Origin of the sequence: Streptomyces sp. Edi4 (assembly GCF_040253615.1) — a bacterium.
Taxonomy (GTDB): domain Bacteria; phylum Actinomycetota; class Actinomycetes; order Streptomycetales; family Streptomycetaceae; genus Streptomyces.
The window spans coordinates 6,167,233-6,192,196 of record NZ_JBEJGY010000004.1; the positions used below are offsets into that span (position 1 = coordinate 6,167,233).

Annotated in this window: 15 protein-coding genes; 14 read left to right on the forward strand and 1 reads right to left on the reverse strand. The window is 74.1% G+C overall.

What is annotated here, in order from left to right; all coding sequences use genetic code 11:
• The first annotated feature begins 40 nt into the window (after positions 1 to 40).
• From ABR738_RS30020 to ABR738_RS30040, 5 genes are all read left to right on the forward strand, one after another.
• Positions 41 to 1,975 carry an FAD-dependent monooxygenase gene (locus tag ABR738_RS30020; protein WP_350233065.1) on the forward strand — a complete coding sequence of 645 codons (1,935 nt, stop codon included), beginning with the start codon at positions 41 to 43 and terminating at the stop codon, positions 1,973 to 1,975.
• A gap of 82 nt (positions 1,976 to 2,057) precedes the next feature.
• Positions 2,058 to 7,334 (forward strand): type I polyketide synthase, encoded by a 5,277-nt coding sequence (locus tag ABR738_RS30025; RefSeq protein ID WP_350233066.1) that lies wholly within the window; start codon positions 2,058 to 2,060, stop codon positions 7,332 to 7,334.
• Between the two features lie 82 nt (positions 7,335 to 7,416).
• Positions 7,417 to 9,120, forward strand: a complete 1,704-nt coding sequence (locus ABR738_RS30030; RefSeq protein WP_350233067.1) for a (2,3-dihydroxybenzoyl)adenylate synthase — start codon at positions 7,417 to 7,419, stop codon at positions 9,118 to 9,120.
• A gap of 81 nt (positions 9,121 to 9,201) precedes the next feature.
• Positions 9,202 to 9,834: a VOC family protein gene (locus ABR738_RS30035; RefSeq protein ID WP_350233068.1), complete on the forward strand. Its 633-nt coding sequence runs from the start codon at positions 9,202 to 9,204 to the stop codon at positions 9,832 to 9,834.
• Positions 9,831 to 10,094, forward strand: coding sequence for a hypothetical protein (locus tag ABR738_RS30040; RefSeq protein WP_350233069.1), 264 nt, complete (start codon positions 9,831 to 9,833; stop codon positions 10,092 to 10,094). Before ABR738_RS30035 ends, ABR738_RS30040 begins: the two co-directional genes overlap by 4 nt.
• A gap of 41 nt (positions 10,095 to 10,135) precedes the next feature.
• Here the strand turns inward: ABR738_RS30040 and ABR738_RS30045 are convergent, their stop codons facing one another.
• Positions 10,136 to 11,035, reverse strand: a complete 900-nt coding sequence (locus tag ABR738_RS30045) for a LysR family transcriptional regulator (RefSeq protein WP_350233070.1) — start codon at positions 11,033 to 11,035, stop codon at positions 10,136 to 10,138.
• A gap of 208 nt (positions 11,036 to 11,243) precedes the next feature.
• On the opposite strand from ABR738_RS30045, the gene ABR738_RS30050 reads away from it, so the two are divergent.
• The 9 genes from ABR738_RS30050 (at position 11,244) to ABR738_RS30090 (ending at position 24,708) form a co-directional block, all read left to right on the forward strand.
• Complete coding sequence (locus ABR738_RS30050) at positions 11,244 to 12,635, forward strand: MFS transporter (RefSeq protein ID WP_350233071.1); 1,392 nt, start codon at positions 11,244 to 11,246, stop codon at positions 12,633 to 12,635.
• Positions 12,632 to 13,939, forward strand: a complete 1,308-nt coding sequence (locus ABR738_RS30055) for a hypothetical protein (RefSeq protein WP_350233072.1) — start codon at positions 12,632 to 12,634, stop codon at positions 13,937 to 13,939. The genes ABR738_RS30050 and ABR738_RS30055 overlap by 4 nt, the downstream gene beginning before the upstream one ends.
• Positions 13,936 to 14,685: a 4'-phosphopantetheinyl transferase family protein gene (locus ABR738_RS30060; RefSeq protein WP_350233073.1), complete on the forward strand. Its 750-nt coding sequence runs from the start codon at positions 13,936 to 13,938 to the stop codon at positions 14,683 to 14,685. The genes ABR738_RS30055 and ABR738_RS30060 overlap by 4 nt, the downstream gene beginning before the upstream one ends.
• Positions 14,686 to 14,829: 144 nt before the next feature.
• On the forward strand, positions 14,830 to 15,630 hold the full coding sequence (locus tag ABR738_RS30065) for an AfsR/SARP family transcriptional regulator (protein WP_350233074.1): 801 nt from the start codon (positions 14,830 to 14,832) through the stop codon (positions 15,628 to 15,630).
• Between the two features lie 586 nt (positions 15,631 to 16,216).
• Positions 16,217 to 17,698: a DUF4192 domain-containing protein gene (locus ABR738_RS30070; RefSeq protein WP_350233075.1), complete on the forward strand. Its 1,482-nt coding sequence runs from the start codon at positions 16,217 to 16,219 to the stop codon at positions 17,696 to 17,698.
• A gap of 524 nt (positions 17,699 to 18,222) precedes the next feature.
• A complete protein-coding gene (locus tag ABR738_RS30075; RefSeq protein WP_502964170.1) occupies positions 18,223 to 20,157 on the forward strand; it encodes a glycogen debranching N-terminal domain-containing protein in 1,935 nt (644 codons plus the stop codon).
• A gap of 95 nt (positions 20,158 to 20,252) precedes the next feature.
• Complete coding sequence (locus ABR738_RS30080; RefSeq protein ID WP_350233077.1) at positions 20,253 to 21,017, forward strand: NUDIX hydrolase; 765 nt, start codon at positions 20,253 to 20,255, stop codon at positions 21,015 to 21,017.
• Positions 21,018 to 21,938: 921 nt separating this feature from the next.
• On the forward strand, positions 21,939 to 23,663 hold the full coding sequence (locus ABR738_RS30085; protein WP_350233078.1) for an ATP-binding cassette domain-containing protein: 1,725 nt from the start codon (positions 21,939 to 21,941) through the stop codon (positions 23,661 to 23,663).
• A 160-nt stretch (positions 23,664 to 23,823) separates the two neighbouring features.
• On the forward strand, positions 23,824 to 24,708 hold the full coding sequence (locus ABR738_RS30090) for a FadR/GntR family transcriptional regulator (RefSeq protein WP_350233079.1): 885 nt from the start codon (positions 23,824 to 23,826) through the stop codon (positions 24,706 to 24,708).
• Positions 24,709 to 24,964 lie beyond the last annotated feature (256 nt).

The following is a 24,964-nucleotide window of genomic DNA, read 5'->3' on the forward strand; positions in this document are numbered from 1 at the left end:
CCCGGGCAGACGCCACCGAGCAGGGAAGAGGGTGCTGGCCGTGCTGGATGTCGCTGTGGTCGGGGGAGGTCCTGGAGGACTCTTCCTCGCCAGGCTCCTGATGCTGCGGGGGATCGCCCGCCAGGTCACCGTGCACGAGCGCGACGCCCCGGACGCCACCTTCGGATTCGGGGTGGTCTTCTCCGACCGCACGATGTCCGCCTTCGAGCGGGCCGACCCCGTGACCCACCGCAGGATCGCGGAGGCCGGCGTCGCCTGGACCGACATGGAACTGCGCCACCGGGGGCGGGCGCTGCGCTACGGCGGGTACGGGTTCACCGCCGTGTCCCGCAAGACGCTGCTCGCCGTCCTCCAGGAGCAGGCCGCCGACGCGGGGGCCGAGCTCCGTTTCGAGGAGCGGGCCGACGCTCTCGCGCTGATCGACGGGCACGACCTGGTGGTGGCGGCCGACGGCGCCAACTCCGCCACCCGAGGCGCCCTCGCCGACCGTTTCGGCACCCGCGCGACGCCGGGCGCCGGCAAGTACGTCTGGTTCGGCACCCGGGCGCCGTTCGAGGTGGTGACCTTCCCGTTCGTCCAGACCGCGTTCGGCGCCTTCGCCGCGCACGCCTATCCCTACGGCGAGGGGCTGCACTCCTTCATCGTCGAGACCGACGAGGCGACCTGGCGGGCGGCGGGTCTTGAGACCTCGACGGAGCGGGCCGCCGCACCGGGCGTCAGCGACCCCTACGCCCAAGAGCTCATGGAGCAGGTCTTCGCCGAAGAGCTCCAGGGCCACCCGCTCCTGGTCAACAACAGCAAATGGGCCACCTTCCGCCACATCACCAACCGTGCGTGGTCGCACCGCAACCTCGTCCTGCTCGGCGACGCCGCCCACACCGCGCACTTCTCCGTCGGCTCGGGCACCAAGATGGCGATGGAGGACGCCATCGGGCTCGCCGCGGAGCTCGCGGCGAGGGGCGCGGGCGTAGGCGGTGAAGGCAGTGAAGGCGTCGAGAGCGCCCTCGCGCGCTACGAGAGGCGCCGCCGCCCCGAGACCGAGCGCACCCAGCGCTGGGCCCTGCCCAGCATGCGCTGGTGGGAGACGTTCGGATCCCGGATGGACCGGGACGCCGACCGCTTCGGATTCCACTTCCTGACCCGCACCGACGCGATCGGCCTCGCGGGGCTGCGCCGCCGCCACCCCGAGCGGATCGCGGCCGCCGAGGAGGCCTACGCCCACGACGCGCCACGCACCGAAACCCCCGCCCCGGGCGGCCACGCGCTCGGCGCGCCGCTGAACCTCGGCGGCGCCCTCCTGCGCAACCGGCTCATCACCGTCGCCGGGGACCGCGCCGAGCGCCAGATCCGGCTGTGCGAGGGGCACTCGGTGGCCGGCAGCTCCCTGGTGCTCGCCGACTGGCGGCGCCCGGTGGGAGCCGGTGAGTGCGACGCCTGGCGCGCCGCCCTGGAACGCGTCTCCTTGGACGGCGGCGTGCTGGGTGTCGTACTGCGCGCCTTCGACACGGCGGCGGCCGACCGGGCCGAAGCCGTCGGTTTCCCCTTCGTCGAGGTCGTCCTCGACCCCATCGCCCACCCGTCCCCCGCCGAAGCCGCCGAACACGCCCTCCTGGAGCGGAAGTTCCTCGCATCGCTGCCCGCCGGATCGGCGCTGATCGCCGGTCTGCACTGCCCCGCGACCGGGGCTTACGAGAGCGACGCGCTGAGCGCGCGGGCCCTGGGCGCCGCCGAGGCGGGGGCCTGCGCCCTGCACCTTCGGGCACCCGGCGGCCTCCCCCTCGCGCACGTCCTGGAGCACGCCGACCGGATCCGCAGCGCCACCGCGCTGCCCGTGATTCTGGCCACCGACGACGGCTGGGCCCTTCAGACCCCCGCCGCGCGGAGCGAAAGCCGTCTCGCGCTGCTGCACACCGCCCTGGTGGCGGGCCGCGTCGACGCCGTCTCGGGCCACCCGCTCACGGGCCCCGGCCGCTGACCTGCGGCCTCCGCCGGCCACCCCACCGCCCCACCCGCACGGCACGCCCCATCCACCGCACAGTTGCCCCCTGGAGGAGCACGTGAACACCCCGATCGAAGGTCCCCGCGACATCCGGTCCGGTTCGGAGCCGATCGCCGTCATCGGCATGGGCTGCCGGTTCGCCGGCGGAGTGGACAGCCCCGAGTCGTTCTGGCGGCTGCTGAGCGCGGGCACGGACGCCATCACCGAGGTGCCGCCGGAGCGCTGGGCCGCCTACGAGGCCGCGTCCCCGCAGAACGCCGCCGCCCTGCGCCGCACCACCCGCAACGGCGGATTCCTCGACGACATCGAGGGGTTCGACGCGGAGTTCTTCGGGATCACCCCGCGCGAGGCCGAACTCATGGACCCCCAGCAGCGGATCGTCCTCGAGGTGTCCTGGGAGGCCCTTGAGCACGCGGGCATCGCCCCGCAGTCGCTGGCTGGCACGGACACCGGGGTGTTCGTCGGGGTGGGCTCGGACGACTACGGGCGCCGCATGCTGGAGGACCTGCCGCGCATCGAGGCGTGGACGGGCATCGGCGCCGCGTTCTGCGCGGTGGCCAACCGCGTCTCCTACACCCTTGACCTGCGCGGCTCCAGCCTCGCCGTCGACACCGCATGCTCCGCCTCGCTGGTCGCCCTCCACCTGGCCGTCCAGGCGCTGCGCGAGGGCGAGGTGCCGCTCGCGCTGGCCGGCGGCGTCAACATCATGGCGGGCCCGGGCCTGACGATGGTCCTGGACGCGGCGGGCGCCGTCTCGCCGGACGGGCGCAGCAAGTCCTTCGACGCGGCGGCCGACGGGTACGGGCGCGGCGAGGGCGCCGGTGTCGTCGTCCTGAAGCGGCTCGCCGACGCCCGGCGCGACGGGGACCGCATCCTGGCCGTCATCAAGGGCACCGCCGTCAACCAGGACGGGCGTACCAACGGCATCATGGCGCCCAGCTCACAGGCCCAGGCCCATCTGCTGCGCCGGGCCTACCGCAGCGCCGGCGTGGACCCGCTGAGCGTCGACTACGTCGAGGCGCACGGCACGGGCACCCGCGCGGGCGACCCCATCGAGACGACCGCGATGGCCGAGGTGTTCGGCGCGGGACGCCCCGTGGACCGGCCGGTACTGATCGGCTCGGTGAAGCCCAACATCGGCCACCTGGAGGCCGGGGCGGGCGTCGCGGGTCTGATCAAGGCGGTACTGGCCCTGCACCACGCGCACATCCCGCCGCAGGCCAACTTCCACACCCCCAACCCGGCCATCGACTGGGAGGCATCCCGCCTCAAGGTCGTCGCCGAACCCACCCCGTGGCCGGTGACCGGACGCCCGCGCCGCGCCGGTGTCTCCGGCTACGGATACGGCGGCACCATCGGCCACATCGTCCTGGAACAGGCCCCCGAGGACAGCGGGGACAGCGGGGACAGCGGGGAAGCCGGCCAGGAGAGCGACCTCACCCCGGCCGCCGAGGACGACGTACGCCTGTTCCCGTTGTCGGCGGCGACCGAGGCCGGTGCCCGCGCCCAGGCCGGCGCACTCGCCGACTGGCTGGAAACCGACGGCGCGAGCACCCCCCTGGACGACGTCGCCCGCACCCTCGCCGTGCACCGGCAGCACGCGCCCAGCCGCGCCGTCGTCGCCGCCCGCGGCCCCGCCGAACTGGCCACCAGACTCAGAGCCCTCGCCGAGGAGGGAGGTGAGGACGGCGTCGAGTCGGGGAGCGTGCTGGCGGCCGCCGCGCGCGGCGCCGTGTGGGTCTTCTCCGGCCACGGCTCGCAGTGGGCCGGCATGGGACGCGAACTCCTCGCGCGGGAGGCCGCCTTCGCCAAGGTGCTCGACGAGATCGACCCCGTCTTCCTCGACGAGATCGGCTTCTCGCCCCGCCAGGTGCTGCTCGACGGCGACCTGACGGACGTGGACAGGATCCAGCCGATGATCTTCGCGATGCAGGTCGCGCTCGCCGCCGTCTGGCGTGAGCGCGGTCTGGCGCCCGGCGCCGTCATCGGTCACTCGGTGGGCGAGATAGCCGCCGCCGTGGTCTGCGGCGTCCTCTCCCTGGCCGACGGCGCCCGCCTCATCTGCCGCCGCTCGGCCCTGCTCAGGCGCGTCGCGGGCAAGGGCGCCATGATCATGGTCGCGCTCCCCTTCGACGAAGTCGCCGCACGCCTCGCGCACCGCACCGATGTGACCGCGGCCATCTCCGCCTCCCCGGGCTCCACCGTCGTCGCCGGTGACACCGACGCCGTCGAAGCGCTGGCCGCCGTCTTCGAGGCCGAGTCCCTTGTCGTGCGCCGCGTCGCCTCCGACGTCGCCTTCCACAGCCCGCACATGGACCCGCTCCTGGCGGAACTGAGCGCCGCAGCCGACGACTTGACCATCAATGAGCCCCGCATACCCCTCTACAGCACCATGCTGGCCGACCCCCGCGCCGCCACCGCGCGCGACGGCGCCTACTGGGCAGGCAACCTGCGCAACCCCGTCCGCTTCACCCAGGCCGTCACCGCCGCCGCCGAGGACGGCTGGCGCGCCTTCGTGGAGATCTCGGGCCACCCCGTGGTCGCCCACTCCATCGGCGAGATCCTGGACGGCCTCGGCATCGAGGGCGCCGTGGTCGCGCACAGCCTGCGCCGCGACAAGCCCGAACGCGAGACCCTGCTCGCCAATCTCGCCACCCTGCACTGCCACGGCGTACCGCTCGACTGGGCGTCGGCCACCCCCGGCCGCTTCACCGACCTGCCGCACACCGTCTGGCAGCACCGCCGTTACTGGTACGAGCCGGCCGGATCCGTCGGCGGCGGCACCCAGCACGACGTGGAGAGCCATACCCTGCTCGGCGGCCAGACCGCCGTCAACGGCAGCACCCCGGCCCGCCTGTGGGAGACCTATCTGGACGAGTCGTGCCGCCCCTACCCGGGCGACCACCCCGTGCAGGGCGTCGAGATCATCCCGGCCACCGTGCTGCTCAACACCTTCTTCACCGCCGCCGCCGACGGCGGCGAACGCCCGGGCCTGGCCGACGTCACCCTCAAGGTGCCCGTCGCGCTCTCCACCCCGCGCGAGCTCCAGGTGGTCCTCCAGGAAGGTACGGTGCGGCTGGCCTCGCGGATCATCAGCGACGACGCCGACGACAGCGACGCCTCCTGGCTCACCCACACCACCGCCGTCGCCTCACCCGCCACCACCGTCACCGCGAGCACCCTGGACGCCGGCCGACTGCGTACCGACTGCGCCGAAGTCCTCGACAACCGCTTCACCATCGACCGCCTCGCCGGGATCGGCGTCGCCGCCATGGGCTTCCCCTGGGAGGTCAAGGAGATGCGCCGCAGCGCGGGCGAGATCTTCGCGGTCGTCGCCGCCGGACCCGACGGCGCGCCGCCGAGTTCCTGGGCCTCCGTCCTGGACGCGGCGCTCTCCATCGCCTCCGTCGTCTTCCCCGGTGAGCCGGTCCTGCGGATGCCCGCGCACATCCGGGAGGCCGCCGTCGCGGGCGAGTGCCCAGCCGAGGTGCTGCTGCACGTCGCGATCGCCGAGGGCGCCGCCGCCGTCGACACCGTCGACGTCTCCATCGCCGCCACCGACGGCCGTCTCCTGGCCCGCCTGACGGGGCTGCGCTACGGCGTCCTTGACGGCGACCCGGGCGCCACCGCGAGCCCAAGGCGCCTGGTCAGCGAGCTCGCCTGGCGCCCCTTCGAAGTGGCCGCGCGACCCGTCGGCGAGCGCGCCGATGTGACCTCCGCCGTCATCATCGGCGACCGCAAGAGCGCCCTGCGCGTCGGCGAAGCGCTCGCCGCCGCCGGACTGCCCTGGACCGCCTTCGACACCCCCGACGACCTCGCCGGCCGGCCCCTGACCTCCGCCACCGCCGTCCTGGTGGTGCCCGAACAGGCGGAGGCCGCCGACAGCGTCGGCGCCGCCGCCGTGCGCGCCGCCTGGCTGGTCACCCGTACCGCCCAGCTCCTCGCCGCGAACGACGAGCCCCCCGCTCTGTGGTGCCTCACCCGGGGCGTGCGGGAGGCGCTGGCCGCCCAGTGCCTGAGCGACGCCCCGCTGTGGGGGCTCGGCCGGGTCGTCGGCGGGGAACACCCCGACATGTGGGGCGGCACCATCGACCTCGCTGACGAGACCGACCCCGACACGCTCGCCGCCCTCGTCGCCGTGGTGCGCGCCCGGCCCGGCGAGGACCTGCTGTCGGTGCGCGGCGCCGCCGTGGAGGCCGCACGTCTGGTGGCCATCGAGCGCGAGCCGGTGCGGGCCGCACTGGAATGCCGGCCCGACGGCACGTACCTGATCACCGGCGGGCTCGGGGTGCTCGGCCTGGAGATCGCCACCTGGCTCGCGGGCCGCGGCGCGCGGCGCCTGGTCCTGGCCGGGCGGAGCGGACTGCCTCCGCGCTCGGCCTGGGACGAGATGACCGACATGGGCACCCGCCGCCGGATCGAGGCGGTCCGCGCCCTGGAAGGCCTCGGCGTCAGCGTCCGCGTCCTGTCCCTCGACATCACCGACGCCAATGCCGTCGCCGCCGCGCTCGCCCCCGGCGCACTCGACCTGCCGCCGATCCGCGGCGTGGTGCACGCCGCCGGCGTCCTGGACAGCCGGATGGCCGTCAACGTCGACGAGGAGTCACTGGCCCGCGTCATGGGTCCCAAGGTGGCGGGCGCGATGGTCCTGCACGAGCTGTTCGCGCCCGGCACCTTGGACTTCTTCACGCTGTTCTCCTCGTGCGGTCTGCTCCTCGGTCTGCCGGGCCAGGCCAGTTACGCCTCGGGCAACGCCTTCCTCGACGCGCTGGCAGCGCACCGCGCGGCGCTCGGTGACACCGCAACCGTCAGCTACGCCTGGACCTCCTGGCGCGGGCTCGGCATGTCGACGTCCTCACAGCTGATCGACGCCGAACTCGCCGCCCGGGGCACCGCCGACATCTCCGCCGCCGAGGCCTTCCGCAGCTGGGAGTTCGCCTCCCGCTACGACGCCCCGTACTACGCGGTGCTGCGCACCGTCGAGCTCGACCCCGGCGCGGCGCGGCCCGCGCTGCTGGACGAACTGGCCGTCGAGGCCGCCGAGTCCGGCGCCGACCAGGGCGAGGCCGCCTGGGCCGCGCTGGCGCCCGAGGAGCTGCGCGCCCACCTGGTGGACGCGGTACGCGGTCTGGTGGCGGCCGAGATGAAGTGGGCGCCGGACTCCTTCGACGTGCGCAGGCCGCTCATGGAGATGGGCCTGGACTCGGTGATGACCCTCGTCATCCGGCGCCGCCTGGAGAAGCTGTTCCGCCTCGCCCTGCCCGCCACCCTCCTGTGGGACCGCCCCACGGTGAGCGCCATCGGTGACTTCCTCGCCGAGCGGCTGTCCGCCTGAGACCGCGGCCCGGCCCCGTCCGAGGAGGTCGGGGCCGGGCCGCCCCCGCACGGACCCATCCGATCGAGCGAAGGAGGAGCAGATGAAGCGCGCCGGGACCGTCCCGTGGCCCGAGCACGAGGCCGCGCGCTACACCGAGGCCGGATACTGGCGCCGGCGCCCGCTGGGCGACTGGATGTGGAGCTGGAGCGAGCGCTACGGGGCCCGTACGGCCCTGGTGGACGGCGCGCACCGGATCGGCTACCGCCAACTGGCCGCCCACGCCGACGCGTTGGCCGAGCGTCTGCTGGACATCGGCCTCACGGAGGGCGACAACATCCTCGTCCAGCTGCCCAATGGCTGGGAGTTCGTGGCGCTGTTCCTGGCCTGCCAGCGCATCGGCGTCGCGCCGGTCCTGGCCCTGATGCCGCACCGCGAGCACGAACTGGAGTACCTGGCGCACCTCGCCGACGTCGCGGCGATCGCCGTCCCCGACGTGCGCCGGGGCGTGGACCACCAGGCGCTCGCCGCCAAGATCGCCGGAGCCCGGCCGGGGCCGGTGCCCGTGCTGGTCGCCGGCGACCACGTGGCGCCCGGCCACGTCGACCTGCGGGCCGCGCTGGAGATCGAGGGCGACGTCCAGGAGCGCAGGGCACGGCTCGACGAACGCGCCCCGGACGCCGGGGAGGTGGCGCTGTTCCTGCTCTCGGGCGGCACCACGGGACTGCCCAAGATCATCGCCCGGACGCACGACGACTACGAGTACAACTTCCGGCGCAGCGGCGAGATCTGCGGGTTCGACGAGGAGACCGCCTATCTGGCGGTGCTGCCGCTCGCGCACAACTTCCCGCTCGGCTGCCCGGGCGTGCTGGGCACGCTCGCGGTCGGCGGCCGTGCCGTCCTGTCGCCCTCGCCGCACCCCAGGACCGCCTTCGCCGAGATCGCCCGCGAGCGCGTGACCGTCACCTCGGTGGTGCCCGCCGTGGCCCAACGATGGCTGGAACACGCCGCCACGAAGGACCACGACCTCTCCAGCCTCGACCTGCTCCAGGTCGGCGGCTCGGTGCTGCCGGGCGACCTCGCCCGCGACCTCGGGCCCGGCCTTGGCTGCACCCTCCAGCAGGTGTACGGGATGGCCGAGGGCCTGCTCAACTACACCCGGCCCGACGACCCGGAGGCGGTGCGGCGCGCGACGCAGGGCCGGCCCGCCTCCGAGGCGGACGAGCTCCTGGTGGTGGACGCCGATGGCCGGGCCGTCCGGCGCGGCGCCACCGGCGAACTGCTGACCCGGGGCCCCTACACGCCACGCGGCTACTACCGCGCCCCGCAGCACAACCAGCGGGCGTTCACCCCCGAGGGCTGGTACCGCACGGGTGACCTCGTGCGGTGGCACCCCAGCGGCAACCTCGTCGTCGAGGGCCGCCTGAAGGACCTGGTCAACCGGGGCGGCGAGAAGGTCTCCATCGACGAGGTGGAGGATCTGGTGCGAGCGGTACCCGGCGTCGGGGACGCGGCGGCCCTCGCCCTGCCCGACCCGGCGCTCGGTGAGCGCGTCGGGGTGTGCGTGATCGCGGGGGAGGGGCCACGGCCCACCCTGGAGAGCATCCACTCCTTCTTCGCGGCGCGCGGCGTCGCCGCCTTCAAGTGGCCCGAACTCCTGTATCTGGTCGAGGAGTTCCCGCTCACGCCCGTCGGAAAGGTCGACCGTCGCGCCCTGCGCGAGCGGGTCCTGGTCCTGACCCGCGTGAGGGTGCCCGTCCAGCCGTCCGCCGCCACCGGGGCGCCCCGCCCCCGCACCCGGGCCTGACCGAGGCGCGCGGGCCCCGCACGTCCGTTCACGGACCCCGCATCTCCCGGCCGCACGCTTCCCAGAGACAAGGAACAAGCCATGCCGCACACTCCGGCGACCGGCGCGCCACTCGACACCGGATCGCTGCGCCTCAAGGGCGTCGACCATCTCGCACACGTCACCTGGAAACCCGAGGAGACCCTGCACTTCTACCGCGACGTGCTCGGTCTGCCGCTGGTCCACGCCATCACCGCGACGGGCTGGGTCACCGAGGACTTCCCCGACTTCGTGCACTTCTTCTTCGCCCTCGGCAAGGGCAACCACCTGGCGTTCTTCTACTACTTCGGGCTCCTTGAGGAGGAGGAGCCGGGCGACCTCATGCACCGCTCGCGCCACCTCGCGCTGCACGTCGACACCGAACAGGAGCTGACCGCCTGGCGGGTCCGGCTCAAGGAGCACGGCGTACGGGTCACCCCGCCGCTCGCCCACGAGCTCCTGGAATCCCTCTACTTCGACGACCCCAACGGCATCCAGCTGGAGATCACCCGGCCGCTGCGCGCCTTCGCCGACATGGACGCGCGCGACGCCGAGCTGACGCTGCGCGCGCTGTCCGACATCGCGCGTGGCGAGCACCCCACCGTCGAGGACATGTGGCGCCGCAAGGGCGAACTCGCCCGCGATCACGCCGAGCGCGCCGGACGCGCGGCCAAGGAGAAGGTGAGCCCCCGATGACCACGCTGTACGTCCTGGACATCCCCGAATTCGACGATCTCGTACGCGTCGCGCGCGAGGGCGGGTATGGCATCCGCCGCGCCGGCGACTACGTCGAGGTGACCGCGGCCGGCCCCCTGGAGCTGGCCAGGGACGCGGTCGGCGCCCGCCCCGCCATCTGGTTCGCCGCGCTTACCGGCGGCTACAGCGGCCGTCTCGTCCGTCTCGACGAGGACGGACTCCGCCTGGACGAGGACGGACCCCGTCCCGACGAGAGCTGAAGAGCCCCGGTGCGGCCGGACCCACCGCACCGGGCGGCGCGCTACGAGGCGGGGCTGCCCAGCAGTTCGCGCGCGGTGTCGAGGAAGGGACGAAGCCCCGGCGACTCGGGGCCCCGCGCGCGCCAGGAGACCTGCACCTCCGTCTCACGGCGCGCGTTGGTCCACGGGACCGTCTCCACGGCGCCCCGCGCCAGATCGGCGGCGACGGCGATCCGGGGCAGCAGGGCGCAGCCCATGCCTTCGGCCACGCAGCTGCGCAGAGCGCCGATGCTGGTCAGCTCGGCCACCACGGTGGGCCGTGGCCCGCGCACGGAGCCCAGCGTCTCGTCGTACATGCGGCGGTAGCTGCACCCCGGCTCGGTCACCAGGAAGGCGATGTCCGCGAGTTCGGCCGTGCGGACCTCCTTCATCCGGGTCAGCGGGTGACCCGGGGGCGCCACCACGACGACGGACTCCGGGGCCAGCGCCATGCTCTCGAACTCCGGCTCCACGGGCGGCGGTCCGAAGGTGAAGCACAGATCCAGAGTGCCCTCGCGCACCCCGCCCCGGGACTCCGACCGGTTGCCGGGGCGCAGCACCACCCGGACCTTGGGATGGGTCTCGCGGAACCGGGTCAGCAGCGAAGGCAGCCGGTACACGCACAGTGTCTCCGGTGCGCCGATGGTCAGTTCACCCGCCGGGTCCGCGAGACCGGCCACCGCCGCCCTCGCCTCCTCGGCGAGCTGGAGCATCCGCTCGGCGTATTCCACCAGACGATTCCCGGCCGCCGTCAGCCGTATCCGGCGCCCGGAACGGTCGAACAGCGCCACCCCCAAATCCGCTTCGAGTGACTGTATTTGCTCGGTGACACTCGACTGGGCGTAATTCAGTCGCTCGGCCGCCCTCGTGATATTGAGGGTTTCGGCAACGGTGCGGAACGTGTTCAACTGACGGAGCTGCATCTCTCGGCCTCCCCCGGCCCATCGGCGCTTCCGATGGTGCAATCGGAATTTCCCGTTTCTCTTTCGCCCGGGCCCCCGCCAGGCTGTAACAGCCGCAGGTTCACGACTCCGGCCGCGCCCCCCGCGCATTTCCGCATCAGTAATCCAGAAGGGAACAACTATGTCCTCGCAGTCATCGACGGTGACGGCCGCACAAGGAGGGAGCGCTGTGGCGGGCGTCGAGCCCGAGGCCGGGATCCGGCGCAAGGGGCTCCTGCTTCTGGGCCTTTCGCTCGGCTACTTCATGGTGCTGCTCGACACCAGCGTGGTGAACGTGGCACTGCCCGCCATCCGCGATGATATCGGCGGAGGCCTCTCCGGGCTCCAGTGGGTCGTCAACGGGTACACCCTGACCTTCGCCGCGCTGCTGCTCACCATGGGCGCGCTCTCCGACCGCTTCGGCGCCCGCAAGGTCTTCCTCACCGGCACCTGGGCCTTCCTGATCGCCTCCGGGCTCACCGCCGCCTCCCCCAACCTGGGCGTCCTCATCGGCATGCGCGGTGTCCTCGGCATCGCGGGCGCGGCCCTGCTGCCCGCCTCCATGGCCGTCATCGCGACCGCCTACACCGACCCCGCCCAGCGGGCCAGGGCCCTTGGCTCCTGGGCCGCCATCACCGGTGTCGCGCTCGCCGCGGGACCGGTCGTCGGCGGCGTCCTGACCGACACGCTCGGCTGGCGCTTCATCTTCGTCATCAATGTGCCGGTCGCCCTGGTCAGCGTCCTCATCACCCGCGCCCTCGCGCCGCGCTCGCCGCGCAACCCCGAGCGTGCCATCGACCTGCCGGGCCAGCTGCTGGCCGTACTGGCCCTCGCGGGCCTGACGTTCGGCGTCATCCAGAGCGAACCCGAGGGCTGGATGTCCGCGCCCGTGCTCATCGCGCTGGTCATCGGTGTGGCCGCCGCGATCGGCTTCGTCATGGTCGAGCGCCGCGAGCCCGGAGTGCGCGGCCCGATGCTGCCGCTCCAGCTCTTCCGCAAGGCCACCTTCTCGGTCGGCCTGCTCAACGGCCTGCTCGTCAACTTCGGCCTCTCCGGCGTCCTGTTCGTCATGTCGCTCCACTTCCAGCAGGGCCTCGGCTACACCGCCATGGCCGCCGGGCTCGCCTTCCTGCCGCTGACCCTGCCCACCGCGTTCAACCCGGTCTACACCGGCCGCCTGGTCGCCAAGAAGGGTCCGCGCATCCCCTCCATCCTCGGCTTCTCGCTCATGACGCTGGGCGCGCTCATCCAGCTGGCCTTCGTCGGCGGCGACGGCGCCGCCCACTACGCGCTGACCGCCGCCGGCCTGCTCGTCTTCGGGTTCGGCGTCTCCTTCGCCATCCCTTCCCTGGTCACCACGCTGGTCTCCTCGGTGCCCAAGGAACAGGCCGGCATCGCGTCGGGCGCCCTCAACTCGGCCCGCCAGACCGGCGCCGTGGTCGGTGTCGCCGTACTCGGCTCCGTCCTGCAGGCCTCCCCGGGCGACAGCGGGACCAAAACCGCCCTCGCGGTCGCCGCGGCGGCCCTCGCGGCGGGCGCCCTGCTCGCCGTCGGCTACATCGGCCGGCGCACGGCCCAGTGAGCGAGCGGCGGGCGAGCCCGCTCACCGGCGCCGCAGTGCCGCGGCGCGGCGCCGGCGCGGGCTCCCCGCCCGTCCTGCGGGGCGATGCGCACCGCGGCGACGAGACCATCCACCGTGTCCGTGCGGTCATCCGCGTCCACGGGGTCTTCCCCGTGGAGCGCGGCTGGCCGCCGCCCCCGGCGGAGCACCACGCGACGGCGGCCCACCTGGCCGCCGCGCTGCGGGACGGCCGGCGCCTCGTCCTCGCCGTCCCCGGCCCGCACGGCACCAACCAGCGGCCGTACGCCCACCCTGCGGACCCGGGCGAGGGGGCCGCGCACGACACCGGCGCCGCCGCCCGGATCTGGCTCACCGTTCCCGCCTGCTCGGCCCCCGGCCACGCACCGGACTGCCGCTGCGAGCCCGACCTCACGGAGGCGTTCGTGCGTACCGTGCTGCCGGGATGGCTCGTCGCCGCCGCCGACGCCCGGCTGCGGACCGCCGTACGCGCCCACCGCGAGCACTACGCGCCGGTGGACGACCTGTCGGCGGTGGGCGCCCTGACCGGGACCTTCGCCGACCTGCTGCTCGCCGACTGCGTGGTCGCCGCAGCGTCCGGCGCCCTGCGCGAGGGCGCCGCGACCGGGACACTGCCCGCCGTGTGCGGATACCTGGTCCCCCGGCTGCTGCGCGAAGGGGCGGAAGAACTCATTCCGTTGAACGCGCGGCGGGGCGACGGTCATCTGGCCAGGTCCGCCTACGACTTCTCCGCCACCCGCGAGTCCGAGGCGCTGATGGCGGCGGCGGGCCCGGCCGTGGACCGGCCGGCCCGGCTGCTCGCCGAGTTCCTGCCCGGATCATCGGGCCGTGGACTGCGCCTGCTGGGACGGGAGTTCCGCGACTTCTCCGGCCTGCCCGACGGGCACGAACCGGCCGGGGCGGCCCTGAGAGAACTCATCCGTACGCTCAACCGGGAACTGCGGGGCCTGGAAAGGCGCCGCGCCCACCTGGCCCGCCCCACCTCGGCGCGGCCCGACCCGGCGGCCCTCGCGGTCGCCGACCGGCTCGCGCTGCTCACCGCGGCGGCCTGCGGACTCAGCAGGCTGCGGCTCCTCGCCGTGCCACCGGCCGGCGACGCCACCGACCGCGCCTGGCTGCTGCTCGCCCTCAGCCGGGTACTGCGGCGCCTGGGCCACCCGGCGCCGAGACTGCCCCGAGGACAAGTGGGGCTCGTCCTGAAGGAAGTGATCGCCCGTGACCGGGAGGGCCTTGCCTACGACCTGTCCCGGCAGCGGATCGACCTGGAGATGGGGAGCACGGCTTGACACGAGAGCCGACCCCCGCGCTCTACGCGACGCGGGGCCCCAACGACCTGGAAGTGGCCGCCATCAGGAAGGAGTTGGCACGCAGCCGGTGCGTCGTCGTCGCGGGAAGGACCGAGGACTGGTGGTCGCGGGACGCGGCACCGGACGCCGAGGAGGTACGGGTCCTGCTCGGCGCGGACCGCGCGCGGGCCGACCGCCAGCCCACACCCGAGCGGCGCGTCCGCTTCATCGTCTCGCGCCTGATGCTCAGGGCCACGGCCGGCGCCCTCCTGGGCACCGACCCGGCACTCTTCGAGATCGCCTACACCCCCACCGGGCGCCCCCATCTGCGGGGCTGCGACGACCTGGACATCAGCGTCGGCGACTGCGAAGGACTGGTGGCCGTGGGCCTGATGGACGGCGGCCGGGTCGGTGTGGACGTGGCGCCCCTGCGGCCGCCGCCGCTGCGGCTGCCGTCCGTGGAGCACCTGCTCACCCGGTACGAACTGGAGCGGCTGCGCGCGGCCCCGGCCCCCGCGCGCCACCCGCTGCTCCTGCGGTTTCTGACCCTGAAGAATTCCTATGCCAAGGCCATGGGAAGCGGGCGAAGGATTCCGTACGCAGATTTCGGATTGGCGACGGACGGCGACGGGTGTCACCTCATGGGGAAGGACGGGCGCTTTCATGTGCCCGGCCTCGGGGCGGCCTCCAACCATTTCGGCTCCACTCATCTGATTTCCGCGACAGGCGTGGTCACGTCTGGGTAACCTGCCTCCATCCGTGCAGGTGGGCTCAGGGGTGGGACCGGAAAAGCAAACCGTTCGGTATGTTCGGAACATTGACAAGGCAGAGCAATCAATAGCTCAGGGGGAGTTGTCTTGGATATCGGAGTGCTCGGTGACGTCCGGATAATGGACGGAGATCTCGGCTGGGGCCCCACGGCGCCGAAGCAGCAGCAGCTGCTCGCCACCCTCGCCCTCGCCGTCGGCCACGTGGTGACCATGTCGAGCCTGATCGACGAGCTCTGGTTCGGGGTGGTGCCGCCCCGCAGCGCGGTCACCGCCGTCCAGACGTACGTCATGAACCTGCGGGCCCTGATGACCTCGCGGTCCTCCCACGGCCGGCTCGACGCGAAGGACGTCCTGGTCACCTCGCGCGGCGGATACCGCCTCGACCTCGGCACCGGAACAGTCGACGCCGACCTCTTCGAGCGGGCCGTCGACGAGGGGTGCCAGTCGCTCAGCGAGGGTGACAACGCGGAGGCCGCCCGAGCCTTCCAGCGCGGCCTCGCCCTGTGGCGCGGCAGCGCCCCCCTGGACGGCGTGCCCCTTGGCCCGCGCCTGTCCCTGGAGGTCTCCCGCCTCGAAGAGCTCCGGCTCACCGCCCTGGAGGGCCGTATCGAGGCGGACATCCGCATCGGCCGCCACCGCCAAGTCCTCGGCGAACTGCGGTACTTAACCGAGAGCCACCCCCTGCACGAGGGTTTCCACGCCCAGCTCATGCTCGTCCTCCACCGCATCGGCCGCCGAGGCCAGGCCCTGGAGGCCTTCACCCGGTTGCGCACCGCCCTGCGCGAGGAACTCGGCATCGACCCGATGCCCGAACTGCGCGATCTGCAACGGGAGATCCTGCACGGCGCGAACGAGAACCGCTGGGCCGCGCAGGGCGCAGGCTGGGGCGCCGCCATGGTTGCGGTGGGTGGGGCGGGCTGACGGGTGTGTGGTTGGCGCCGCCTGGCACGCGCCGGGGGTGCCGCGCGCCGCACTCCTGACAGGCGTGAACTGCCTTACTACTTAAGGGGGTTGCGGTGCGTCGGTGGATGTCCCGGCATTTGTATGACTGATTCGGGTTTCTGTGGACAAGGGGTTTTCCACAGGGGTGGCGAGGGATCTCGAACCGCGAAACGCTCAGGGCATGCGAAACATGAGCGAACATGACGAATCCGAACCCCGTGAGGGCGGTCCGCGCGAGGGCGGTGCGCGGGAAGCCGGTGCGGCGCGTGAGGGTGGGCCGCGGGAAACCGGGGTGGCGCGTGAGGGTGGTGCGCGGGAAGCCGGTGCGGCGCGTGAGGGCGGGCTGCGTGAGGGTGGTGCGCACGAAACCGGTCCGCGGGACGCCGGTCCACGCGAAACCGGGGCGGCGCGTGCGGGCGGGCAGCAGGAAACCGGTGCGCGCGAAACCGGGGCGGCGCGTGAGGGCGGGCCGCGGGAAACCGGTGTGCGGGAATCCGTACCTCAGGAATCCGTACCGCATGTATCCGTACCGAACGAAGCCCTTTCCCGCGTGCCCCATCCCCACGTGTCTGCGGCGCGGGAATCCGCTGCTCTGCGTTCGGCCGGTGCGGGGGAGCCGCGGATCACCCTGCGCGGGCCGGCCGAACTGGCGGACGCGCTGCCGTACTTGCTGGGCTTCCACCCCACCGACTCGGCCGTCCTGGTCGCACTGCACGGCGAGAGCGGCCGGTTCGGCGGCCGGGTCAGGGTGGGTCTTCCGGCCTCGCCGCAGGAGTGGCCCGACATCGCCGACCAGCTCGCCGAGTGTCTGGTCACGGGCAGCGAGCGCAGGGGCCCCCGGCCGGACGGCATCGTGGTCTTCCTCTGCCAGGACCCGTCGCGGGACGGCAGTGCCCGGCAAGTGATGGAGCGGCTGCGCCCGTTGGCCCAACGCCTCCGCGTCGCGTGCGGCAGCCTCGACGTCCCGGTCCTGGAAGCGCTGTGCATCTCCGACGGGCGCTACTGGTCGTACTGCTGCCCGGACAGTCGCTGCTGCCCGCCCGAGGGCAGCGTGCTGGCGCTGCCGGGCACCTCCGTCATGGCGGCGGCCGCCACCTACGCGGGGCTTCAAGTGCGGGGATCCTTGCGGGAGATGGAGGAGCGGTTCGCGCCCTTGCGGTACCCGGCGGCGCAGGAGCAGGAACGGGCGCTGGACGCCGCGGCCGCGCAGATGTTCCCCCGCGTTCTGGGCGGTGGCGACCGGCGCGGGGTGGCCGACGAAACGCTCGATCTCGCGGCCCGGCTCATGCGACGCATCGCGCGGGCCCCGGCGCCGGCCCGTGGCGCGGACGGACGGGCCCCGGCCGGCCGGGGCGCCGGAGCACTGCTCACCGGCAGGAACGCGGCGGACGAGCTGGACGACGGGCTCATCGCCCACGACGAGGCGGCGGCCCTGATCCTCGGCCTCCAGGACCGCACGACCCGCGACTGGGCCGCCGAGTGGATGGAGGGCGCCGAGGCGCAGCCCGCCCTGCGCCTGTGGCGGGCGCTGGCGCGCCGGTGCGTGGGGCCCTACCGCGAGCACGCGGCCGCGCTGCTCACGCTGGCCGGCTGGGTCTCATGGTCGACGGGGGACGACCCGAACGCCCGGGTGGCGTTCAGCCTGGCCCTGCGCGCGGACCCGGAGTACCGCTTCGCCTACCTCCTGCACCAGGCCTGCAACCAGGGCCTGGACCCCGAGGAGCTGCGCATCTGCCTGCGGGAGGAACGCGCTGCGAGGCGAAGGGGCGCGGAGGCGGGGGCCTGCGCACGGGTGGAGGACGAAGCGCCGGTGGAGGGCGCGGCGTCAGAGGATGGCTCGGCGTCAGCAGCGGCGAAGGAGGGGCGGGCGGCCCGCACCCGGGTCCGTCGCAGGGTGCAACCGCCCACGGGCGGGGGCGGCGCAGGGCAGCAGCCAGGGGGCCCGGCCCGGCCCGTCGGCCCACCGCAACCGGCCGGCCCCAGGCCGGACGGGACGCGGGCCCGGGCCCGGCGCAGGAGCCGGGAGAGGACGACGGGGGAGGAGTGAAGGGGGGTGCGAGGAGCGGGCGCAAGGGGGTGAGGCGTGAGAGGGGTGGCGGCGTGGGGTCGGGGTCGACGGCGTGGGCCGGGGGCACTCGGAGGGCGACGGCGCGGGCGCGCGGGCCGGAGTGGGATCGTGCGACCGACCGGGTGCCTCGTGCGACCGAGCGGGTGCCCCCAGTGGTGGCCCGTCCGTGTCCCCGTCAACCCCCGCGGCGTTCACCTTGATGGCGGCGCGGTCCCGGGTACCACTCCCCACGGGCGGCGAGATCCGCCCCGACCCAACCGCCGCCGTCCTCGTCCGGAACGCGCAGAAGGGTACGCATGGTGTCCACCGCACTGCCTCGCGTCGGCAAGGGGGCCGCGCCGGGCCCGGTCCCGCCGGAGGCGCACGAGGGCCCACTCCCGCCGACCGCGCTGCCTCGCGCGAGCGATGGGGGCGCGCCGGTGCCGGTTCCGGTCCCGGCGAGGGCGCAGGGAGGCTCGTCCCCGCTCAGAACCCCCGGGCGGACGCCGGGCGAACTCCCGGCCGTGCACGCCGCCTTGATCTGCGTCGCCCTGCCCGGCCTCGTGGTCTCGCCGGAGCACGGCCAGCTGACCGGGCGTGGCCTCGAAGGCTTCTACCAGCATGGCCGACGGCTGCTGTCCCGCTGCCAGTTGAGGGTGGCGGGCCGTGACCCGATCTCCGTGCAGGGCAGGTCGATATCGTCCGACGGCGCCCGCTTCCTCGCCGTGGTGCGCACGACGGCGGACGCCGGACCCGACCCCGAGATCTCGGTCGAGCGGCTGCGCCGCGCCGACGGCACCGAACGGATCACCCTGGCCAGCTCGTCGGCGAGGCCCGTGCGGTTCCCGGTGGAGATCGCCCTGGGAACGGACCTGGCGGACCTGGCCACGGTGGCCGCGGGCCGCGCCGGGCCCGAACTGCCCGCCAGCGTCCACGCCTCGGGGATGCGCTGGACCTCGGACGGCGCCCACTGCGCGGTGACCGCCCAGCCGCCGCCGACCGACGCGCTGGCCTCCGCCGGGGTGCTGCGCTGGGCCGTGGAACTGCCTCCGGGCGGGGCGTGCGTGATCCAGCTGCACATCAGGGGTGGCCGGCCCGCGCGCCCGCCAAACCTGGGTGCGAGCGTGCTGCCCTCGTCCCGGGAAGCGAGAGCCGAAGGGGACGATCCCCGGGTGGCGGCACTGCTGGAACGCAGCATCGACGACCTGCGGGCCCTGCTGATCCGCGACCCGGCGCACCCCGCCGACCTGCATGTGGCAGCCGGTGTCCCCTGGCGGTGCGGTGCCGCGCCCGCCGAGGCGCTGTGGGCGGCACGTATGGCGCTGCCTCTGTCCACGCGCCTGGCGGCTGCCACGCTGCGTACGCTGGCTCGGGCTCAACTGACGGCGAGGGAACCGGGGTTGGGGCGCATTCCCGGTCCGTTGAGGGATGCGGGTCCTTTCCTGCCGCCGGGCTGCACCGGGGTGGAGGCCACGCTGGCGTTCCCGGTCGTACTCGCGGAGGCGCGTCGCTGGGGTCTGTCCGAGCCGGAGGTGGCCCAGCTTCTGCCGGCCGCCGAGCGCTGTCTGCGCTGGCTGGACGCGGCCCTGGGGGACAACGGCTACCTCGCAGAGAGCGGCCCGGGCGCCGGGTTCGTCCGCGCCGAGACCCAGGCCCACGCCCATCGGGCCGCGCTGCTCGGCGGGGAACTGCTGCGGGAGTGCGGCCGCCCCGGCGCCGACGGCTGGCTCGCCAGGGCCGGGGCCATGAGGGAGCGGTTCCGGGCGGAGTTCTGGGTCGACGACCTGGGGGGCGGGCGTCCCGCCGCGGGCCGCACCGCCGACGGCCGGCCGGTGCCGCTGCTGGGTTCGGGCGCCGCTCATCTGCTGGACACGGGGCTGCTCGGCGGCGGTCGCCTCGCACCCGGGTTGCTCGACGCGGCGGGGACGGAGCAGGTGGCCCGGCTCCTTGGCGGGCCCGCGATGGATTCGGGGTGGGGGCTGCGCGGGCTCGCCGTCAAGGAGCCCGGGTACAACCCGTACGGGCACCGGGCCGGCGCCGTGCGGGTCCATGAGAGCGCGGTGGCCGTCGCGGGCCTCGCGGGCGCGGGGCACGAGAAGGAGGCCGTCGCCCTGCTGCGGGGTGTCCTGGACGCGGCGGAGGCGTTCGGTCACCGGCTGCCCGAGATGTATGCGGGGGAGCAGCGCACCGCCGGGGGCGTGCCCGTGCCGCACCCGGCGGCCTGTCGCCCGGCGGCGGTGGCGGCGGCCGCGGGCATTCAGCTCCTGACCACCCTGGCCGGGATCCGCCCGGACGCCCCGGGCGCGTCGGTCGCCCTGCACCCGCTGCGCTCCGTCCCGCTCGGCGCGGTGCGGCTCGCGGGTCTGAGCGTGGGGGGCGAGCCGTTCGCGGTCCGGGTCAGCCGGCTCGGGGTCGGCATGGTCGAGCAGGCCGCCGAATGGCTGCAGTTGGGGGGATGAAGGATTTGGCCACGTCGGGAGAGGCGGTGGGACAAGAAGCGCCGGAGGGTGCGGAAGGGAGTGTTTATCGTCAGGCAGACGACTATGATCGGCGCATGTCGCCCTACGACCCGTCGGCCTTTCCGCCCTTCGCCGTGACCGTCGACCTGGTCGTGCTCACCGTGCGCCGTCACGCTCTCTGCGCGCTGGTGGTGCGGCGCGGGGAGCCTCCCTTCCAGGGGCGCTGGGCGCTGCCCGGCGGATTCGTCCGGGACGACGAGGACCTTTCCACCGCCGCGGCCAGGGAACTGGGCGAGGAGACCGGACTGTGCGCCTCGGACCCCTCGGCTCCGGCGCTCGCCAACGGCGCCCATCTCGAACAGCTCGCCACATACGGGGACCCCCGGCGCGACCCCCGGATGCGGGTGGTCAGCGTGGCGCATCTGGCCCTGGCCCCCGACCTGCCGGCGCCGCGCGCGGGAGGCGACGCGCACAGTGCGCGCTGGGCGCCCGTCGAGGACGTGCTCGGCAAGGGCGGTGGCTTCGGCCGCGACGACGAGCCGCCCGCACCGCTCGCCTTCGACCACGCCCGGATCCTCGCGGACGGAGTGGAACGGGCCCGCTCGAAGATCGAGTACTCCTCGCTCGCCACGGCCTTCTGCCCCGCCGAGTTCACCGTGGGTGAGCTGCGCCGGGTGTACGAGGCGGTGTGGGGCGTCGCCCTCGACCCGCGCAACTTCCACCGCAAGGTGACCGGCACACCGGGCTTCCTGGTCCCGGCCGGCGGCACCACGACCCGCCAGGGCGGCCGCCCCGCCCAGCTCTTCCGAGCCGGCGGCGCGACCCTCCTGAACCCCCCCATGCTCCGCCCAGAAGTCTGACCCCCCCGGCCCCGGCCCCGGCCCCCAACCCACGCACCGCCAGCCGGGCACCCCGCCACCCCGGAACCCGACGCCCCGCCACCCCGGAACCCCGCGCCCCGCGACTCCGGGACCCCGCGCCCCGCCAGTCCGGAACTCGGCGCCGTGTCGGTCCGGACCCCGGCGCCCTGTCGGTCCGAAACCCCGCGCCCTGTCGGTCCGGAACCCGACGCCCTGCCACCCCGAACCCGGCACCCTGTCGGTCCGAAACCCGACGCCCTGCCACCCCGGGACCCGGCACCCTGTCGGTCCGAAACCCCGCGCCCCGCCACCCCGGAACCCGACGCCCGCCACCCCGGAACCCCGCGCCCTGTCGGTCCGGACCCCGGCGCCCGCCCAGGCAGTGGCCACCGGCCCCGCTCGGCCCCGAACCGCGAGCCCGCCCGGGCCGGAACCACTGGTCCCACCGAGCCGGAGGGCCCCCGGGCCCGGCCCCCGGCTCGGTGGCCGCACCCAGGCCAGAGGCCGAGGCCACGCCGGACCCAGACCCCGAGTGCTGCCGAGCGCCGCCCAAGGTCGCCGCCGTCCGCCGGTTGGTCCCCGCAGGGTTCTGGTCGGCTCTCGTTCGCTCCAACGCCCGTCCTGGGGCGTCACGGTCCCGGTCCACATCACTCGGCCCCTCTACGGCACCAGCCCAACTGCCGGGCCGACGCGCCGCGTTGATGCTGCGGGGCGGGGCCGCCGACCCAGCAGTGCACCCGGGAGGAGGCGAACCCCGCCCGGGGGCCCAAACGCTGGGCTCTCCGCCAACCCCGGCCCCGCCCCCTCGCACCCCCCTCGCCCCCACGACCCGCGCCTGCCGCAAAAGTCTGAAATGCCGGGTTATCTTGCTGCTCTATCCGCCCCGTTGGCCGAGCGGTCTCACCTACCGCGAGAGAAGCGATGCTCCAGGCAATCGGACTCACCAGCGCCCCCCGCCCCGACCTCCCGCCCGTCGTGGACGACCTCACCTTCGAGGCGCGACCCGGGCAGCTCACCGCTCTGCTCGGCGCACCGGGCTCGGGCCGGACCACGGCCCTGCGCCTGATGCTCGAACTCGAACCCGGCCGTGGCGTCACCTACTTCCGCGGCCGGCCCCTGCACGCGCTCGCCCATCCCACCCGCGAAGTGGGCACCCTCCTCGGTGATGTGCCGGGCCACCCCGCCCGCACCGTGCGGGGCCAGCTGAAGCTGATGTGCACCGTCGCGGGCGTACCGGTGTCTCGGGCCGAGGAGATGCTGGAGGTCGTCGGACTCTCCGGCCTCGCCGACCAGCGCCTCGGTACCCTCTCGCTGGGCATGGACCGCCGCCTGGGCCTGGCCGCCGCGCTGCTCGGCGATCCCCACACCCTCCTGCTCGACGAACCCGCCGAGGGCCTTTCGCCCCGCGAGAACGCCTGGCTCCACGGACTGCTGCGCGGCCACGCAGAGCACGGCGGGACCGTCCTGTGCACCTTCGCCGACCCCAAGGAAGCGGCCCGCGTGGCGGACCGTGTGGTCACCATCGACGGCGGCCGGCTCGTCGCCGACCAGGACGTCACCGAGTTCGCCCGCACCCGGCTTCGGCCGCGCGTCGCCGTCGCCACCCCGCACGCCGCCCGCCTCGCCGCCCTGGTCAACCGCGAGGCACGCGCCGCCCAGCGCTCCGTCGAGGTGGTCGCCGAGGACGGCAGCCACCTGTCCGTGTACGGCAGCAGCACCGCGGAGGTCGGGGAGACGGCCTTCCGCAACGGCGTGCTGCTGCACCGGCTCGCCGACGAGGTCGGTGACGCCGGCCCGAGCGTCCACGTCCCACTAGAGGAACGCCCCGCCCCGCCCCGAAGTTCCCACCCGCTGCCCATCACCCCCGCCACCCCCCGCACCCCGCTGCGCCCTCTGCGCTACGAGCTGCGCAGGCTCCTGGGCGTACGCACAACCTTCCTGCTGGCGGCGGGCGTTCTTGCGGTGTCGGCGGCCCTGTCGGTGCTGCTCGCGCGGGCCGGGCACGCCCCGCCGTCGCGCCTCCTGTCCGCCTGGCCCGGTCTGCTCCCGCTGCCTCCCGCCGCGCTCGGCGCGGGCCTGTTCGGCGCGCTCGCCTTCGGCGACGAATACCGCTACCCCGCGCTCGCCGCCGACCGCGGCACCGTCCCGCGCCGGCTCGGACTGCTCCTGGCCAAGCTCGTGGTGTCCGCGGGCGCGGCCCTCGTGCTCGCCGCCCTCGCCGCCCTGCTCGACCACCAGGCCCTGCGCCTGGTCTACGGAGGGGCGGTCGCGGGTCCGGCGCGGGAATGGCCCGCCCTGGCCGCGAGTTGGGCCGGACTCACGGTGGGCTGCGCCTGGGCGGGGCTGCTCGCCGCCGGGATCTTCCGGGCCACATCGGCGGGCCTGGCCGCGGTGCTCGCCGTCCCCGTCGTCGTCGTACCGCTGCTGCGCAAGGCAGTCGAAGGGCACGCGGTGCGCTCTGTCGCCGGACTTCCCGACCGGCTGCGTGACCTGGCCCGGGTGCGCTGGCCGCACGCCCTGGACCACTGGCTCGTCGCCGTACTGCGTCTGATCGCCGAACCGGTAGGCGCCGCGCTGACGTTGTCGCTCACCGTTCTCATCTGCGCGTATCTGCTCACCGGCCTTCGCGCCAGGGCCCGTTGGTGAACGGCTCGCGCCCGGCGAACGGTGATCTGTCCGCAACTCCGGGGTCAACGCCCGCTTCTTTCCGATAAAGCGTCAATTGCGGGGGTGGCGGTGATCACCCTTTCGTGTGCTTTTCACCAAAGACCTCAAGGGGCACGGGAGTCCCGCCGACAAAGGGTGCATGAGCACCCTTGCGCACACCATGATGACCGCCCGCACCGCCGAAGCCGGCCTCTCCGCCCCGGGCGAACTCGACCGCTACCCCTACGGCGAGGCGCGCCCCTCGGACCGGCTGGGCGCCCCGTCCTGGGACGGCGGGGACGCGGAGCTCGGCCGGGTGGGCCGCAGGGCCGCCGGCAGCCGGGGCCGAGGCCTGCACGGTCAACTCGTCCAGCAGCTCGGCCAGATGATCGTCTCCGGCGACCTCGGCGCGGACCGTCCGCTGGTTCCCGAGGAGATCGGCCAGCGTTTCGAGGTCTCCCGCACGGTCGTCCGCGAGTCCCTGCGTGTCCTTGAGGCCAAGGGGCTGGTGAGCGCCCGGCCCAACGTGGGCACCCGGGTCCGCCCGGTCAGCGACTGGAACCTGCTCGACCCCGACATCATCGAGTGGCGCGCCTTCGGCCCCCAGCGGGACGATCAGCGCCGCGAGCTGGCCGAGCTGCGCTGGACCATCGAGCCGCTCGCCGCCCGCCTGGCCGCGGGCCACGGCCGCGAGGACATCCAGCAGCGCCTGGGCGACATGGTGGAGATCATGGGCCACGCCCTCGCCCAGGGTGACGCGCTCACCTTCTCGCGGGCCGACGCCGAATTCCACTCCCTCCTGATCCAGCTCGCGGGCAACCGGATGCTGGAGCACCTTTCCGGCATCGTCTCGTCCGCCCTCCAGGTCTCCGGCGCCCCGATCACCGGCTGTGACCGCCCCTCGGACGCCTCGCTCGCCCACCACGGGCGGATCGTGGACGCCCTGGCCGGCGGTGACGCGATGGCGGCGGAGGCGGCCGTGCGTCAACTGCTCACGGTGCACCCCGAGGTGGAGCGGGTCGTCCCCGCCCCCCGCGAGCACTGAACCTGAGCCCGCCCGACACGCTGTGCCGCCGGATCCCGGGGAGGGTCCGGCGGGCTCGAATCGGGGTATCTGCCCCTTGTGAGCCCTTGGTCCCCTTTGGGGTGTGACTCGGGCCACGAAGATTGCCCGTAACACTCCTCGGAACCATGCGATGACTTAAGAGGTAACAGCCGAGGAAGGAATACAGCGGCCAAGCGTGGCGCTGTGCAGCTCCGAGGTTCAGCCCGCGCCCCCGGCACATCCCCAGCCGGTGGTC

What these genes read in the sequence shown, in the direction of transcription:
- ABR738_RS30035 (WP_350233068.1), top strand. Translation starts at nt 9,202, where the DNA reads ATGCCGCACACTCCGGCGACCGGCGCGCCACTCGACACCGGATCGCTG.
- ABR738_RS30045 (WP_350233070.1), bottom strand. Translation starts at nt 11,035, where the DNA reads ATGCAGCTCCGTCAGTTGAACACGTTCCGCACCGTTGCCGAAACCCTC.
- ABR738_RS30090 (WP_350233079.1), top strand. Translation starts at nt 23,824, where the DNA reads ATGAGCACCCTTGCGCACACCATGATGACCGCCCGCACCGCCGAAGCC.
- ABR738_RS30080 (WP_350233077.1), top strand. Translation starts at nt 20,253, where the DNA reads ATGTCGCCCTACGACCCGTCGGCCTTTCCGCCCTTCGCCGTGACCGTC.
- ABR738_RS30085 (WP_350233078.1), top strand. Translation starts at nt 21,939, where the DNA reads ATGCTCCAGGCAATCGGACTCACCAGCGCCCCCCGCCCCGACCTCCCG.
- ABR738_RS30040 (WP_350233069.1), top strand. Translation starts at nt 9,831, where the DNA reads ATGACCACGCTGTACGTCCTGGACATCCCCGAATTCGACGATCTCGTA.
- ABR738_RS30065 (WP_350233074.1), top strand. Translation starts at nt 14,830, where the DNA reads ATGGACGGAGATCTCGGCTGGGGCCCCACGGCGCCGAAGCAGCAGCAG.
- ABR738_RS30030 (WP_350233067.1), top strand. Translation starts at nt 7,417, where the DNA reads ATGAAGCGCGCCGGGACCGTCCCGTGGCCCGAGCACGAGGCCGCGCGC.